Below are 16,331 nucleotides of genomic sequence, written 5' to 3'. Positions count from 1 at the left end.
CGTTCTGATAAAGTAGCCCACTGGGAAGTTTGACCGGGCTGCATCATGGCGACAATCAAGGATTTTTCCGCACTCAAGGGACTGCGCAAGCAATTGCAGGCAGAAGAGCAGGCGCGCGCCGAAGCGCAGGCCGAACGCCTGCGCAACGAGGCCAAACTCAGGGAAGACACCGATATCTTCCGCAACAGCATCGGCCAGGTGGCGCCGCTGCGCGCCAAGGCGGCCGACAAGGCGCACCATCTGCCGGAGCTGCCGCCGCCCATTCCACGCCAGCATCTGGCCGACGAGCAGGCCGCGCTGCTGGAGTCGCTGTCCGACGAATTCACCGTCGATACCCTGATGGACAGCGATGAAAACCTCAGCTTCGCCCGTCCCGGCATCGGCCCCGACGTACTCAGCAAGCTGCGGCGCGGCAACTGGGTGATCCAGGCCCAGCTCGACCTGCATGGCTATCGGCGCGACCAGGCGCGCGAGGCCCTGGGCGAATTCCTGCGCCAGTCCAGGAAACGCGGCCTGCGCTGCGTGCGCGTGATCCACGGCAAGGGCCTGGGTTCGGTCAACAAGGAACCGGTGTTGAAGCACAAGGTGCGCAACTGGCTGGCGCAAAAGGATGAAGTGATGGCCTTCTGCCAGGCGCGCGCGGCAGAAGGCGGCGCCGGCGCGCTGGTGGTGCTGCTCAAGTCCAGCGAGCGCGTCTCCGGCTAAGCCGCGCAGCTGGAGCGCTCGAGTGAGGCCATCGACGCCGCCAGTTCCCGTGCGATGCCGTCGAAATCCGGCCGGTCGCCAGGCGCTTCAGAGCGGCATCGGTCGCGCAAGCGGCCCAGCCGCTCAATGGCGGGTTCCAGGCCGGGCAGCGCGCAACGCTGCAGCAATTCTTCCAGCAGACAACCGAAAGCGCTTGCCTCCATCGCCTGCAAGGCCGCCGCATAAGGAGCGGCCGGGTCGCACAAGGATGCGGCGCCGAAGTCGCCCAGCAATGCGCTGCCCGGCGCCCGATGCAAAATGTTGTGCGCATACAGGTCGCCGTGCACCACGCCGCGGCGGTGCAGATGGGCCACCGCGGCGGCCACATCGCGGGCGACCCCCAAGGCATGGCGCCACGCAAAGACGGTCTCCTCGGCGTACACATCGCGCGTGCACGATACGAGGCTGGGCGGGCCGGCAAGATTGACGAAGCTGGGCGCAATCAATGGCATCACCAGACCGTGGACGCTGTCCGGATGCCCTCGCAACCTCCCCAGCACCGGAATCAGCCCCTGATGATCGCCGGCCGCGATGGCCGCAGCCATCTCACGCCGGGGCAAACCATCGCTGGTCACCTCTCCCTTGAACAGTTTCACGGCAACCGCGCGCGCCTCGCTCCCGGTGCGCCAACGCGCCTCATGGATCACGCCGGAAGCCCCTTCGCCCAGCTTGCGCAGCAATTCAAGATCGCGCCACTCAACCGGCGGCACCTGGGCGGCGTCATCCACGGCTGCCTCAAACCCTGCGCAAAATGGATTGCCGGCCACGGCAAGCCAGCTCAATCGCGGCAATGCCGCCAGCACCTCAGGAAACGTCTCGAACCGGTTGACCGCCAGGCGCAGCAGCTCAAGGCGGCGGCAGTTCGCCATCTCCGATGGCAGGGAACGCAGGCGATTGCCCGCCAGCATCAACTTCTGCAGCCGTGTGCAACGGCCGATTTCAGGAGGCAAGGCTTCGATGCGATTGTCGGTCAGCACCAGCCAGCGCAACGCCGCGGGCAACGCCGCTCCCGGCACGCGGCCGATGCGGTTGGCCTTGAAACCGATCATCTCCAGGCGCGCGCAGCGGCCCAGCACGGCGGGCAGTTCGGCAAACGCATTGTCGGAGCAAAAGATGATGCGCAGCTGATGCAAGCGCGGCAAGTCGTCCGGCAAGGCACTGAGTTGGTTGCCGCTGAGGTCGAGGATCTCAAGCGTATCGGCGAGATTGAAAATCTCGCGCGGAAATTCGCGCAGCCCGCAAGACAGCGAAAGCCGTTTGATGCCGGCCAGCGCACCGCTGCGTAATTGTTCAAGGGTATGCATACCGCCTGCCCGCCAAAAGAAAGCGCGCAGTGTATCAGGGACGGCGAACATCCCGGAACCCGGGCGATACGGGTTCTTGGAACGCATGTCATCAACAGGTCAATAAGCCAATAGACCAATAGACGTGAGATGCGCCCTAGAACAGATCCATCTGCCCCGAACCTGTACTGGCCTGCTGCCGCGCCGTCGGCGTCACCAGCGGCCGCCGGAACTGGCTGGCGTCGAGCGTGGCGAAGGCGCGGTTACGGTGGGTCAAGCCCAGCCGCCGGCTGGCTTTCTCGAAACGTTGCTGCAGCAGGTCGGCCCAGGCGCCGACGCCGCGCATGCGGGTGGCGAAATCGGCGTCATAGTCCTTGCCGCCGCGCATGTCTTGGATACGGTTCATCACGCGCGCGGCGCGCTCCGGGAAGTGCGCCTGCAACCACTGCCGGAACAAGGGGCTCACTTCCCACGGCAGGCGCAGCACGATGTAGCCGGCCTGCCCGGCGCCGGCCTCGATGGCGGCTTCCATCACGCGCTCAAGGTCCGGCTCGGTGATGAACGGGATCACCGGCGCGATCGAGACGCTGACCGGAATGCCGGCCGCGGCCAGTGTCCTGATCACCCGCAGGCGCCGCATGGGGCTGGCCGCCCGCGGCTCCAGCGTGCGCGCGATGGCAGGATCCAGCGTGGTGATGGTGACGGCGGCGATGGCCTGGCGTTTGGCCGCCATCGCCGCCAGCAAGTCGATGTCGCGCTCGATCAGCGAAGACTTGGTGATCAGCGCCACCGGATTGCCGCAGTCGTGCAGTACCTGCAGCACCCGCCGCGTCAGTTGCAGTTCGCGCTCGATCGGCTGGTAGGCATCGGTATTGATGCCGACCGTGATGGTGTCGGGCACGTAGGATGGCCGCGCCAGTTCGCGCAGCAACAGCTCGGGCGCGTTGGTCTTGGCAAACAGGCGGCTTTCGAAGTCCAGCCCCGGCGACAGGCCGAGATAGCTGTGCGACGGCCGCGCGAAGCAATAGATGCAGCCGTGTTCGCAGCCGCGATAGGGGTTCAGCGACAGGCTGAACGGCAAATCGGGCGAGCTGTTGCGGCTGAGGATGGACTTCGCCGTCTCTTCGGTGACGATGGTTTTCAGGGGCGCAGGTTCGTCCGCGTCGTCCGCGTCGTCCATATCGTCCGCCCCTTCCCGCTCCCTTGCCAGCGTCATCGCCTGCCAGCCGTCGTCGAACGCTTCCCGGCTGACCGATTCGTAGCGTCCGCGCAGATTGGTCACGGCGCCACGGCCCTTGCGCGCAATCTGGCTGGGGTGGATATAAGACTCCGGCGTCAACGTCGGATCGTCGTCGGCAAGCGCTTGGGGCTGCTCGGGGAACGGCGCGGCGATGCCTTCTGGAAACTTGGGAAACCTGGAGGATTTGGACATGATGGAGGCACGAAATACTGTGTTTATATACAGTATATTGCACCCTGCCATCCCGGCCTGCAAACCCTGTTTCAATTTTCCCTTGCCGGCCGGCCATATCGCCGCCGCAAGGGGGAGGCAAGCGCGAATTAATCGGTTATGCTTGGCCCACCTCGCTTCCCAATCCATAAGAAATCGAACAGGGAGGATCAGGACCTCGGGTCCCAAAGGAGACAACGATGCAACACCAGGCAAACCGGCCGGATACCGGCGCGTCCCTGCTGAGCAATGCCCCTGTGCTGCAGCCTGTGGCCGACAATCAATTGCTCGACCTGCAAACCATCGAGCGTTCGCACCAGCGCAGTTCTGCCTATGGCATCACCCGCCAGCAACGGCCCGACCTGGATACGCTCTCGCGCCCCGACCTGGCGCTGACGCTGGAGTCCAACCATGCGCTGTTCGGCCATGCGCGGCCGGTGATGGAAACGCTCTACGACCAGATCCGCAATACCCACAGCATGGTGATCCTCTCGGACGCCAGCGGCACCATCCTCCATACGCTGGGCGACAGCGACTTCCTGGCCAAGGCCGACCGCGTGGCGCTGGGCGCCGGCGGACGCTGGTCGGAACAGTTGCGCGGCACCAATGCCATCGGCACCGCCCTGTTCGAACAAAAACCGACCACCGTGCATGCGCAGGAGCATTACCTCGACGCCAACCGCTTCCTGACCTGCTCGGCCGCGCCCATCTTCGACCACCAGGGCAAGGTGCTGGGCGTACTGGACGTCTCCGGCGAATGCGGCAGCTTCCACAAGCACACCATGGCTCTGGTGCGCATGTCGGCGCAGATGATCGAAAACCACCTGCTGGCCGGCAGCTTCCCCGATTGCATCACCCTGCATTTCCACAGCCGGCCGGAATTCGTCGGCACGCTGGTCGAAGGCATCGCCAGCTTCACCCCGGGCGGGCGCTTCCTGGCGGCCAACCGCAGCGCGCTGTTCCAGCTCGGGTTGCCGCTGGGGGCGTTGCAATCGCATACCTTCAGCTCGCTGTTCGGCGTGCCGGTGTCGATGCTCTCCGAGCACTACCGCAAGGCCATGCCGGGATTGATGGAGCTGTATCTGCACAGCGGCATCCAGATCCATGCGCGCGCCGAGATGCGGCTGCAGGAACAGCATTTCCAGAACACGCGCGATGCGGTCGCCGAGCCGGCCCGGCCGCCGCTCCAACCGATAACGCGGTCCGCGCCGGAACCCGGCTTGCAGGCGCTCGACACCGGCGACGCGCAGATGCGCACCGTCATCGACAAGCTGCGCAAGGTGATCGGCCGCGACATCCCCATCCTCATCACCGGCCAGACCGGCACCGGCAAGGAATGGCTGGCCCAGGCCATCCACAAGGAGGCGCATGCGGCGCATGCGCCCTTCGTCGCGGTCAATTGTTCGGCCATCCCCGAGCACCTGATCGAGGCCGAGCTGTTCGGCTACGACGACGGCGCCTTCACCGGCGCGCGGCGCAAAGGGGCCGTGGGCAAGATCGCGCAGGCACATGGCGGCACGCTGTTCCTGGATGAGATCGGCGACATGCCGCTGGCGCTGCAGGCACGCCTGCTGCGCGTGCTGCAGGAACGCGCGGTGATGCCGCTGGGCAGCAACCGCCTGATTCCGGTGGCGTTCGCGCTGGTCTGCGCCACCAACCGCCCCTTGCGCGACATGGCTGCCAGCCATGCCTTCCGCCAAGACCTGTACTACCGCATCAACGGCTTGCAGGTACGGCTGCCGGCCTTGCATGAGCGCAGCGACCTGGCGCAGCTCATCGACCATATCCTCGAGCGCGAATCCGGAGGGCAAGCGCCGCAACTGGCTGCCGAGGTGCGGCATCTGCTGCTGTCCCACCGGTGGCCGGGCAACCTGCGCCAACTGAGCAACCTGATTCGCACCGCATTGGCCATGGCGGGCAGCGAGCAATGCATCACGCTGCAGCACCTGCCTGACGACTTCCTGGAAGAAACCGGCGCCCATCCCGGCCACGCCACGCCAATGCCCATGTCGGCGCCGGCTGCCTTGTCATTGCAAGACAACGAATGGTCGGCCATCGAGCACGCACTGCAGGCGCATGGCGGCAACGTCAGCGCCGCGGCCAAGGCGCTGGGCATCTCGCGCAACACCATCTACCGGCGCATCAAGGCCCGCGGCAGCTGAATCGATCAGCGGTTAACCAACTGCGGCAAGGCGTCGAACTCCTCGTCGGTGAATAGCCGCGAACGGGTCAGGAATCGTTTGCCGCTGCCATTGTCCAGCGAGAACATGCCGCCGTTGCCATTGACCACGTCGATGATCAGTTGGGTGTGTTTCCAATATTCGTACTGCTCGGCGCCGATGTAGAACGGCACGCCGTCAAGCTCGCCGAGATGCACGTCGGTATCGCCCAGCGTGAACTCGCCGGCGGGGTAGCACATCGGCGCGCTGCCGTCGCAGCAGCCGCCGGACTGGAAGAAAATCAGCTCGCCGTGGCGCTGTCTCAAGTCGCGCAGTAACCCGATCGCCGCCTCGGTCGCCCTCACGCGTTCCGGTGCCTGCATTGCCGTCTCCATGTTCTTTGTCTCCGCGATGAAAAACGGCGCCGGCCGCTGCCCGGCGCCGCCACCCCATATCGCCCGGCTCAGAAGAAGCCGAGCGCCTTCGGGCTGTAGCTCACCAGCAGGTTCTTGGTTTGCTGGTAATGGTCGAGCATCATCTTGTGGTTCTCGCGGCCGATGCCGGACTGCTTGTAGCCGCCGAACGCCGCGTGCGCCGGATACAGGTGATAGCAGTTGGTCCACACGCGGCCGGCCTGGATCTCGCGGCCCATGCGGAAAGCGCGGGTGCCGTCGCGTGTCCACAGGCCAGCGCCCAGGCCATAAAGCGTGTCGTTGGCGATCGCCAGCGCCTCCTCTTCGTCCTTGAAGGTCGTCACCGACACCACCGGGCCGAAGATCTCTTCCTGGAAGATGCGCATCTTGTTATTGCCCTGGAACACGGTGGGCTTGACGTAATAGCCCGCGCCCAGGTCGCCGCCCAACGCCTCGCGCCCGCCGCCGGCCAGCACCTTGGCGCCTTCCTGCTTGCCGATGTCGATATAGGAAAGGATTTTCTCCAATTGCTCTTGCGACGCCTGCGCGCCGATCATGGTGCCCTTGTCGAGCGGATTGCCCTGCTTGATGGCGGCCACGCGTTGCAGGGCCCGTTCGATGAAACGCTCATAGATCGACTCTTGCACCAGCACGCGCGAGGGGCAGGTACAGACTTCGCCCTGGTTCAACGCGAACATGGCGAAACCTTCCAGCGCCTTGTCGAAGAACTCATCGTCCTTGTCCAGCACGTCGGCGAAGAAGATATTGGGCGACTTGCCGCCCAGTTCCAGCGTCACCGGGATCAGGTTTTGCGAAGCGTATTGCATGATCAGGCGGCCGGTGGTGGTTTCGCCGGTGAAGGCGATCTTGGCGATGCGCTTGTTGGAGGCCAGCGGCTTGCCTGCTTCCACGCCAAAACCCTGCACCACGTTGAGCACGCCCGGCGGGATCAGGTCCTGTATCAGTTCCAGCAGCACCATGATCGAGGCCGGCGTCTGTTCGGCCGGTTTCAATACCACGCAATTGCCCGCAGCCAGCGCCGGCGCCAGTTTCCACACCGCCATCAGGATCGGGAAGTTCCACGGGATGATCTGCCCGACCACGCCCAGCGGCTCATGGAAGTGGTAGGCGTAGGTATCGTTGTCGATGGTCGAGATGCCGCCCTCCTGGGCCCGGATGGCGCCGGCGAAGTAGCGGAAGTGGTCGATCGCCAGCGGGATGTCGGCGGCCAGGGTTTCACGGATGGGCTTGCCGTTGTCGATCGTCTCGGCGGTGGCCAGCAACTCCAGGTTGGCCTCCATGCGGTCGGCGATTTTGAGCAGCAGGTTGGCGCGCTCGGTGGGCGAAGTCTTGCCCCAGGCCTTCTTGGCCGCATGTGCGGCATCCAGCGCCAGTTCGATGTCTTCCGCACTGGAGCGCGCCACTTCGCAGAAGGCGCGGCCAATCACGGGGCTGATGTTCTCGAAGTACTCGCCCTTGACCGGCGGTACGAATTTGCCGCCGATGAAATTGTCGTAGCGTTGCTTGAACGGGTCGCGTACGCCGAGCTTGCTGATGTCTGCCAGATTCATGTCGTCTCCATGGGTTTATAGGAATGAAAGCCCGGGAGGGATCGCTTGCCGCGCATGTTCAGGAATAAGCCGGCAAACGTCCCAACCTGGGGTTCAACCGGATATGGGGCAAACCGCATGCCAGCGCGCTGGCGCGGCGCCCGTATCGCGCTGCCGCCGGCAAAGCCCCTTGGCGGCGGGCTGGCGCCATGCCGGCATGTGGGCACATATGCGCCGCCTGTTGCAAGCGTGTGCCAGCCTTGTGTCAATCTGGAACATGCGCCTGCAACACCCTTGGGACATTCAATTGACGAAAGCGGCGTCGCCGGCCATCACGGTGGTATCGACATAGTCCGATCCGCCGTGGCGGGTGGCGGAAAAGTTGAGCGGGAAGCCGCGATGGTCGAAGTTGTGTTCATTGATGCCTGCCAGCGCATCGATGAGCTTCTCGCGCGTCGGATTGCGGCCGGCGCGGCGCAAGGCCTCGACGAACACGCGCGCCGAGATGAAACCTTCCATGCTGCCGAAAGAGAATTCAGATACGCCGCTGCCCAGCATCATCTTGCGGTAGTCGGCCACCAGCGGCATGGATACCTGCCAGGGCGAGGGCACGATCTGCGTGATGATCACGCCGCGCGACAGCGGCCCCAGCGCATCGGCCAGCGCCCGCACCCCAATGACGGATGCGCCGAAGAAACGGCCTTGGTAGCCGGCTTCATGCATGCCGCGCACCACGGCGGAATTGATCGCCGGGTCGCCGTTGACCAGCAGCACGGCGTCGGGCCGCAAGGCCATCATGCGCCGTATCAGGGCCGGGAAATTCCCATTGACGTTGCCTTCGATCAGGGACAGGGAAATCGAGCGCGCTTCAGCCTCTTCTTCCAACCCGGACAACAGTTGCCGGCCGAAATTATTGTTCTGGTAGACCAGCGCCACGCTCTTGACGCCAAAGCGGCCGAAGCGCTCCAGCAGATAGCGGTATTCACGGGTATAGCTGGCCCGCATCGTGAAAACGTAGCGATTGACATTGCGGTACAAGGAAGGGGCGCCGGTGCAGGGAAACAAGAACGGCACGCGCGCCCTGGTGATCGCCGGCAAGGAAGCGTCGATCCCCGGCCAGCCGGCGTAGCCGAACAGCGCAAACACCCGGTCCACATTGAGCAGCCGTTCGGTATTGGCCAGCGCGGCATCGGCCTGGTAACCGTCATCGCGGGTCAGCACCTCTATCTTGCGGTCGTATATGCCGCCTTGCGCATTGATCTCGGAAAAATAGGCCTTGGCGCCAATCGCACATTGTCTCGCCAGCGAGGACAACGGCCCGGTGACGCCGATGGATTGGCCAATGACGATGCGGTTCGGATAGACGCCCGGTTCGGCTCGCGCCGGCCCGCAGGCCGCTGCCGCCAGGCAGAGCAACAGGGCGCGCCACCGCTTGCCCATCGCCAGCTGGCGCCTGGATGCCGGCCGCAAGCACCGCAGCGCGGCGATGGCAATGCCGACAACATGAATGACCGCACCCGGCATGACCTCTCCCATTGCAAGAATCGCTGCATCTGCAGCCAGTGTCATGCTGGAATTGGATGGGAGGCAAGAAAAAACCGGCCAGCGGCCGGTTTCGGTCAGACGGCGTCAGCGCCGGTTTCACCAGTCCGGATTCGGATCACCTGCTCGACTTCCTGTACGAAGATCTTGCCGTCGCCGATCTTGCCGGTGCGGGCGGCCTTGATGATGGCATCCACGGCCGGTTCGACCGCGCCATCGTCAACCACCACTTCGATCTTCACCTTGGGGAGGAAGTCCACGACGTACTCGGCGCCGCGGTAAAGCTCGGTATGGCCCTTCTGGCGGCCGAAACCCTTGACTTCGGTGACCGTCAGCCCCGTGACTCCCACCTCGGCCAGTGACTCTCGCACCTCGTCCAGCTTGAACGGTTTGATAATAGCGGTCACTTGTTTCATGATAACTTCCTCTCTTGACATGTCCAAAAAAATCGATTGTTAACTAAAAAACCATAAGTAGATAGCTAACTTTTTATTTAACTTTATCGGCACTTACCTGCACGGCATGCACATGCAGCTCAATTGGCCGATGTCTGCCGTATTCATCCTGCCGGCCAGCGTCGGCTGCCAGCGCCCTTTTGCATTGTCAGTCAGGAGCATCCCGCTTTCAACCTCCCGTGGCAGGAAGTCGCCTAAAAAAAGCGCTCGCGGCCTCGATGCGCGGCAACCGGCTGTCAGGAGTCTGCGTCCGGTATCCGCGCCAGTCCATCGATCCAGACCGTTGCCTCCGAATCGCTGGGAGCGCGCCAGTCGCCGCGCGGCGAAAGCGAGCCGCCGCTGCCCACCTTGGGCGCATTGGGCACGCAAGAGCGCTTGAACTGGCTGGTCTTGAAGAAGCGGAACAGGAAGATGCCCAGGTTCTTCTTGATCTGCGCCAGCGTGTATTCGTTGTGCGCGCCGTGCAGGCCGTCGGGCCAGTGCCCGGCCTCGCGGTCCTGCCAGGCCGTATGCGCCAGGAAGGCAACCTTCGCCGGGGTGAAACCGTAGCGCAGGATGTAGTACAGGTTGAAGTCCTGCAACTCATAAGGGCCGATGAAATCCTGGGTGCGCTGGCCGGGCTCGCCGGCCGAGGCGCCCGGCACCAGTTCGGGGCTGATCTCGGTTTCCAGGATCTGCATCAGCACTTCCGGATGCTTCAGCCCCAGCGATGCGGATTCGGCCACCCAGCGCACCAGATGGGTGATCAGGGTCTTGGGCACGCTGGCGTTGACGTTGTAATGCGACATGTGGTCGCCCACGCCATAGGTGCACCAGCCCAGCGCCAGCTCTGATAGGTCGCCGGTGCCGATGACGATGGCGCCGTTGTGGTTGGCCAGGCGGAACAGGTGGTTGGTGCGCTCGCCCGCCTGCACGTTTTCGAAGGTGATGTCGTACACCGGCTCGCCGCGCGAATACGGATGCTCCAGGTCTTTCAGCATCTGTTCGCAACTGGGGCGGATATCGATTTCCTGCGCCGTGCAGCCGACCTGCTCCATCAGCTTGTGCGCCTGCACCAGCGTGCGGTTGCTGGTGGCGAAACCGGGCATGGTATAGGCCAGGATATTGGTGCGCGGCAGGCCCAGCTTGTCCATCGCCTTGGCGCACACCAGCAGCGCATGGGTGGAGTCGAGCCCACCGGAGACGCCGATCACCACCTTCTTGATATTGCTGGAAGACAAGCGCTGCACCAGCGCCTGCACCTGGATGCTGTAGACCTCGCGGCAACGCTCGTCGCGCTGCGCATTGTTGGCCGGCACATAGGGGAAGCGCGCCACGCGGCGCTTGAGCGGCAGGGACTTCTGTTGCGGCACGTCAACCTCGAAGCCGACCACCTCGAACTTGCGCACCTCATCGGCATGGCGGCGCACCGACTGGCCGAACGTGGTCTGGTGAAAGCGCTCACGCGACAGGCGCTCCAGGTCGATGTCGGCATAGATCACATGGGCCTGCTCGGCAAACCGCTCGGACTCGGCCTGCAATTCACCGTTTTCATAGATCAGCGCCTGGCCGTCCCAGGCCAGGTCGGTGGTCGATTCGCCATTGCCGGCCGAGGAATACAGGTAAGCCGCCAGGCAGCGCGCCGACTGCTGCGCCACCAATTGATGGCGATAACCGGACTTGCCGACCACGATGTTCGAGGCCGACAGGTTCACCAGCACCGTCGCCCCCGCCAGCGCGGCAAAGGAAGACGGCGGGATCGGCACCCAGACGTCTTCGCAGATTTCGATATGGAAGCGGAAATCGGGGATATTGCGGATGTCGAACAGCAACTGGCTGCCGAACGCGACGTCCTGGCCCAGCAGATGCACGCGACGGGTAATGGCGCAATCGGCGCTGCTGAACTGGCGCGCCTCGTAAAATTCGCTGTAGTTGGGCAGGTAACTCTTGGGCACCACCCCCTGGATGCGGCCGGCCGCCACCACCACGGCGCAGTTGTACAACTGGTGATCCACCTTCAGCGGCATGCCGACAATCAGCACGGCCGGCACGCGCAGCGAGGCGTCCAGCACCGATTGCAAGGCCTGCAGCGAGGCATCCAGCAAGGCGCGCTGCTGGAACAGGTCTTCGCAGCTATAGGCCGACAGTCCAAGCTCCGGGAAGGAAACCAGCACCGCCCCTGCGGCGGCGGCCTGCTCGGCCAGTTCGATGGTGCGTGCGGCGTTGTAGCCGGGATCGGCCACCTTGCACTGGGGCACCGCCACCGCGACGCGGGCGAAGCCGTGGCTGTACAGATTGAAGAATTCGCTTTGCATGTCGTATTTTCCGCTGCCTGATGGCACCCGATTGCCGCGCCTGCGACGCGTTTTTTCATTTTGCGTAGAATGCCTGTTCGATGCCTTGCCGCGGCAAGCGCAAATGGCAACCGAAGAAACAGGCAACGCAACCTAAATTGCAGTCAATGGATTATCGCACGCGAATCGTTTCTTCTCTGGCCGAGATCGGCCAAGCGGCATGGGACGGCCTGGTCGCCGCCCAGGATGAAGCCAATCCCTTCCTTTCCTACGCTTTCCTGCACGCGCTGCACGAGAGCGGCGCAGCCAGCGCCGAGACCGGCTGGCAGCCGCATTTCCTGACCGTCTGGCATGAGGAACGACTGGCCGGCGCCCTGCCCCTGTACCTGAAATCGCATTCCTACGGCGAATACGTGTTCGACTGGGCCTGGGCCGAAGCCTACCAGCGCCACGGCCTGGCGTACTACCCCAAGCTGCTGTCGGCCATTCCTTTCACGCCGGTACGCGGCAGCCGCCTGCTGGCATGCGGCGAACCGGCGCGCTCGGCGCTGCTGACGGCGCTGCAAGCCTTGCAGCAGGACGGAGCGCACTCCTCCACCCATATCCTCTATCCGCCGCCGGAGCAGGCCCAGGCGCTGGCCGATGCCGGCTTCCTGCTGCGCAGCGGCGTGCAATTCCACTGGCATAACGAGGGCTACGCCAACTTTGACGAATTCGCCGCCACGCTGGATCGCAAGAAACGCAAGAACATCCTGGCCGAACGGCGCAAGGTGGCCGAGCAAGGCGTGCGCTTTCTCACGCTGCGCGGCAAGGAGATCGATGAAGCGCACTGGCGTTTCTTCCACCGCTGCTACCGGCGCACTTACGCCGACCACTACTCCACGCCTTACCTCAATCTGGACTTCTTCCTGCGCATCGGCCAGGCCATGCCGGACAACCTGCTCCTGACCGTGGCCCAACGCGACGGCAAACCCATCGCCTCCTCGCTCACGGTGTACGACCGCAGCACGCTGTACGGCCGTTACTGGGGCGCGCTGGAGCATGTTCCCTGCCTGCATTTCGAAACGGCCTACTACCAGCCGCTGGAATTCTGCATCGCCGAGAAGATCGCCTGGTTCGAAGGCGGCGCCCAGGGCGAGCACAAGATGGCGCGCGGCTTCCTGCCGCAAAAGACCTGTTCGGCGCACTGGCTGGCGCATCCCGGTTTCTACGACGCGGTGGAACACTTCCTGCAGCGCGAAAGCGGCGGCATCGACGATTACATGAGCGAACTCAACGAGCGCAATCCGTTTCGCACCGCGTAAGGTTCACCCAAAAAAGAAGGCCGGCAAATGCCGGCCTTCTGTCCTTCTGTCATAGCCTCAGACGTTGTCAGGAGTTACTTGTAACCGACGCGATCCAGCATCTGCAACACCTTCTGCTGGTTGGCGCCGACCGCGCCGACGTTGATCACTTCGGCCTTGAACGAACCCATCTTCAGCAATGCCGGGTTATCGGTCTTGACGCTCTTGACCGCCGGCCATTCGTTGTTGCCCTCGGCGAAATAGCGCTGCGCATTGTCGCTGGCCAGGTACTCCAGGAACTGCACCGCCTCGGCCTTGTGCGGCGCATGCTTGGCCACGCCGGCGCCGGCGATGTTCACGTGGGCGCCATAGCTTTTCTGGTTGGGCCAGACGATGCCGACCTTCTCCATCAACGCCACGTCTTCAGGCTTGGTCGAGCGCAGCAGGCGCGCCACGTAATACGAGTTGGAAATGGCCACGCCGCACTCGCCCGAACCGACTGCCTTGATCTGGTCGGTATCGCCGCCCACCGGCTGACGCGCCTGGTTGGCGACCATGCCCTTGAGGATTTCCTCGGTCTTGGCGGCGCCGTTATGCTCCAGCAGGGAGCCGAACAGCGAGACGTTGTAAGGGTGCGCGCCGCTGCGGGTGCACAGCTTGCCCTTGTTCTTCGGATCGGCCAGCGATTCATAGGTGTCCACATCTTCCGGCTTGACGCTGGCCTTGTTGTAGACGATCACGCGGGCGCGGGTCGAGAAGCCGAACCACTGGGCGCCGTCGCTGCCTTCCTTGCTGTGCAGGTTGGCCGGGATGCGCTCATCGAGCACCTTGGACTTGATCGGCTGGAACAAACCTTCGCTTTGCGCTTTCCACAGGCGCGCGGCATCCACCAGCAGGATCACGTCGGCCGGGCTGGACGCGCCTTCGCTTTTGAGGCGGGCGACGATGCCGGCGTCGTCGCCGTCGATGCGGTTGATCTTGATGCCGGTGGTCTTGGTGAAATCGGCATAGAGCGCTTCGTCAGTCTGATAGTGACGCGCCGAATAGAGGTTGAGCACCTTTTCCTGGGCGACGGAAGACAGCGCGGTACCGGCCAGCAAAGCGCCGACCACGAGTTGACGAGAGAACATGAACTATCCTTTTCCAAAAAATTGATCGAATGCCGCGGCCTTAGAGATCCGGGCTTCTTTTTTTGGCGCTGGAGGCGGTCCGGGAAATGAAGCGGTTTGCCCGACCGGGAAACGGCAAGGTGCAGCACCTTCCACTTCCGCAGAGTTGGCATCGTGCGATGCCTTGTTGTAGGTATGAGGCCGTTGCTGCGGCACTTGCATCGCCGCGAATCAAAAACCGGATGCGACTATATCACAAATAAGAAGCATTACTATTTAAATCACAAGACCCGCGCAATACCAAAAAATACCCAAAAAAAATACCCAAAAACATTCAATGGAAAACTGGTCCTTGAAAACAAAATACCCCTGCCGACTCACGACGGCAGGGGTATGGCGAAAACGGGCGCGCCAACCGCTCAGGCCAGAACCTTGAGCGCGAAATCGACGCCGATACCGGCCCACCACTCCTGTTCCCTCTGGATCCAGAAGGAAATGCTGGGATGCTCCTTGACATAGTCGCGCCGGATTTCCATTTCGATCTTGCTCTTGAACTTGACCTTCACCTTCTCCAGGTCAAGCGTGATATGCGAATGCCGGAACATCACCGCCAACCGCAACGCCAGCACCGATTTGGCGAAATCGACATCGGCCAGCATCTCGCTGATCTTCTTCAGGTTGCCCTTCTGCCCCAGGATCAGCGTGCTCATCAGGCGTTGCTCGCGCGTGGTGAAACCCGGCAGGTCGGCGTTGGCGATCAGGTAAGACGAATGCTTGTGGTAACCGGTGGGCGACACCACCAGGCCCGCCTCGTGCAGCAAGGCGCTCCAGTACAGGTAACGCGCATAAGAATCGGTGGCCGGCTTGAGCAACTCGAAAAAGCCCAGCGCGGTGTCGGCCACGCCATGGGCGCGCGCCGCGTCGACATGGAAACGGTGGGAAAAGTCATTCACCGACATATCGCGCCGGTCCGCCTTGGTGGCGCGCAATTGCAGGTCCCACATCACGCCCATGCGCAACCCGGCTTCCACCGGCGTGACGACTTCGATGCCGAATTCCTGCATGAAACCGATCAACACCGCCAACCCGCCCATGATGACGCCGGCGCGGTCGGGCTTCATGCCATCCAGCTCGATCTGGCTCACATGGCCGAAGTCGATCAGGCGCTGCATCAGGTCTTCCAGGCCGGCCAGGGTGACGCGGCCATCGCCCATGCCGTTGCGGGCGATCGTGTCGGCGATGGCGCGTATGGTGCCGGAAGAGCCATAGATGTTGACGCCGCCATGAAAACTGAACAGGTGTACCGCGTCCTCCACATACGAGCGCGCCGACAGGATCGCGCGCTCGAACGCGGCCGCGGTGATGGCGCCATCCTGGAAAAACGCCAGGCTCTGGTTGACGGTGCCGATGCCAAAGGACTCGACATGGCGGATATGCCCGCCCAGGCCGCGGACGACCTCGGTCGAGCCGCCGCCGATATCGATCACCATGCGCTCTTCGTTGGGCTCGGCCAGCACCCCGGCCACGCCCATGTAGATCAGGCGCCCTTCCTCCTCGCCGGAAATGATTTCGACCGGATAACCGATGGCGCGCTCCAGCTCTGGCAACAGCTCGTGCGCGTTCTTGGCCACGCGCAGGGTATTGGTCGCCACCACGCGCACCGCTTCCAGCGAGTAGTCGCGCAGGATGGCGCGGAAACGGGTCAGCGAGTCGAGCGCGCTCTTGCAGGCTTGCTCGGTGAGGTAGCCGTTCTTGTCGATGCCGGCCGCCAGGCGGATAGGATCGCGCGCGCTCTTGATGACGCGGATGCCTTCATTTTCATATTTTCCGATATGCAAACGAAAGCTGTTGGAACCGAGATCTACCGCTGCAAACATTCATTCCCTTCCGAACAGGCTCTATGACCCGATGATTCTTGAAAATACTTAAAACGATTTAATCCGCCCTAACCGAGCAGACAAGATAATCGGCTTACGTGACAGTTTGATGACACTTTGGCACGCCGGAAGCGCCATACGGCGCACCGTCCACCGCCTCATCCCATGGCTGCCGCCCGCAAAGCCGCGCGCG

12 protein-coding genes are annotated in these 16,331 nt (G+C 63.3%); 3 read left to right on the top strand and 9 right to left on the bottom strand.

Annotated features, from left to right (window positions below; genetic code table 11):
* Nucleotides 1–45 precede the first annotated feature (45 nt).
* Nucleotides 46–705 (top strand): Smr/MutS family protein, encoded by a 660-nt coding sequence (locus AC07N6_RS23685; RefSeq protein ID WP_494780193.1) that lies wholly within the window; start codon nucleotides 46–48, stop codon nucleotides 703–705.
* On the opposite strand, the gene AC07N6_RS23680 is transcribed toward AC07N6_RS23685, so the two are convergent.
* Complete coding sequence (locus AC07N6_RS23680; RefSeq protein WP_494780194.1) at nucleotides 702–2,048, bottom strand: leucine-rich repeat-containing protein kinase family protein; 1,347 nt, start codon at nucleotides 2,046–2,048, stop codon at nucleotides 702–704. The two genes, AC07N6_RS23685 and AC07N6_RS23680, sit on opposite strands and share 4 nt — an antisense overlap.
* Before the next feature lie 136 nt (nucleotides 2,049–2,184).
* Nucleotides 2,185–3,459, bottom strand: coding sequence for a PA0069 family radical SAM protein (locus AC07N6_RS23675; RefSeq protein ID WP_494780195.1), 1,275 nt, complete (start codon nucleotides 3,457–3,459; stop codon nucleotides 2,185–2,187).
* Nucleotides 3,460–3,677: 218 nt separating this feature from the next.
* Between AC07N6_RS23675 and AC07N6_RS23670 the strand changes: the two genes are divergently transcribed.
* Nucleotides 3,678–5,639: a sigma-54-dependent Fis family transcriptional regulator gene (locus AC07N6_RS23670; protein ID WP_494780196.1), complete on the top strand. Its 1,962-nt coding sequence runs from the start codon at nucleotides 3,678–3,680 to the stop codon at nucleotides 5,637–5,639.
* A 5-nt stretch (nucleotides 5,640–5,644) separates the two neighbouring features.
* On the opposite strand, the gene AC07N6_RS23665 is transcribed toward AC07N6_RS23670, so the two are convergent.
* The 5 genes from AC07N6_RS23665 to AC07N6_RS23645 all read right to left on the bottom strand — a co-directional run bounded on the left by AC07N6_RS23665 (nucleotide 5,645) and on the right by AC07N6_RS23645 (nucleotide 11,890).
* Nucleotides 5,645–6,019: a DUF779 domain-containing protein gene (locus AC07N6_RS23665; protein WP_494780197.1), complete on the bottom strand. Its 375-nt coding sequence runs from the start codon at nucleotides 6,017–6,019 to the stop codon at nucleotides 5,645–5,647.
* Nucleotides 6,020–6,099: 80 nt separating this feature from the next.
* Complete coding sequence (gene adh / locus AC07N6_RS23660) at nucleotides 6,100–7,620, bottom strand: aldehyde dehydrogenase (RefSeq protein ID WP_494780198.1); 1,521 nt, start codon at nucleotides 7,618–7,620, stop codon at nucleotides 6,100–6,102.
* Nucleotides 7,621–7,902: 282 nt separating this feature from the next.
* A complete protein-coding gene (locus tag AC07N6_RS23655) occupies nucleotides 7,903–9,123 on the bottom strand; it encodes an ABC transporter substrate-binding protein (protein ID WP_494780199.1) in 1,221 nt (406 codons plus the stop codon).
* A 95-nt stretch (nucleotides 9,124–9,218) separates the two neighbouring features.
* On the bottom strand, nucleotides 9,219–9,557 hold the full coding sequence (locus tag AC07N6_RS23650; protein ID WP_494780200.1) for a P-II family nitrogen regulator: 339 nt from the start codon (nucleotides 9,555–9,557) through the stop codon (nucleotides 9,219–9,221).
* A gap of 275 nt (nucleotides 9,558–9,832) precedes the next feature.
* Entirely contained in the window at nucleotides 9,833–11,890 is a 2,058-nt protein-coding gene (locus AC07N6_RS23645) for an NAD(+) synthase (protein ID WP_494780201.1), read from the bottom strand.
* Between the two features lie 146 nt (nucleotides 11,891–12,036).
* Between AC07N6_RS23645 and AC07N6_RS23640 the strand changes: the two genes are divergently transcribed.
* Nucleotides 12,037–13,173, top strand: coding sequence for a GNAT family N-acetyltransferase (locus AC07N6_RS23640; RefSeq protein WP_494780202.1), 1,137 nt, complete (start codon nucleotides 12,037–12,039; stop codon nucleotides 13,171–13,173).
* A 74-nt stretch (nucleotides 13,174–13,247) separates the two neighbouring features.
* On the opposite strand, the gene AC07N6_RS23635 is transcribed toward AC07N6_RS23640, so the two are convergent.
* The gene (locus tag AC07N6_RS23635) at nucleotides 13,248–14,282 is read right to left on the bottom strand and encodes an extracellular solute-binding protein (RefSeq protein WP_494780203.1); all 1,035 of its coding nucleotides are present in this window, start codon (nucleotides 14,280–14,282) and stop codon (nucleotides 13,248–13,250) included.
* Nucleotides 14,283–14,680: 398 nt separating this feature from the next.
* Nucleotides 14,681–16,138, bottom strand: coding sequence for a Ppx/GppA phosphatase family protein (locus AC07N6_RS23630; RefSeq protein ID WP_494780204.1), 1,458 nt, complete (start codon nucleotides 16,136–16,138; stop codon nucleotides 14,681–14,683).
* Nucleotides 16,139–16,331 lie beyond the last annotated feature (193 nt).

This window comes from Herbaspirillum sp. GW821-FHT09A12, from assembly GCF_059418325.1.
This window is presented reverse-complemented; position numbering and strand designations above follow the sequence as displayed.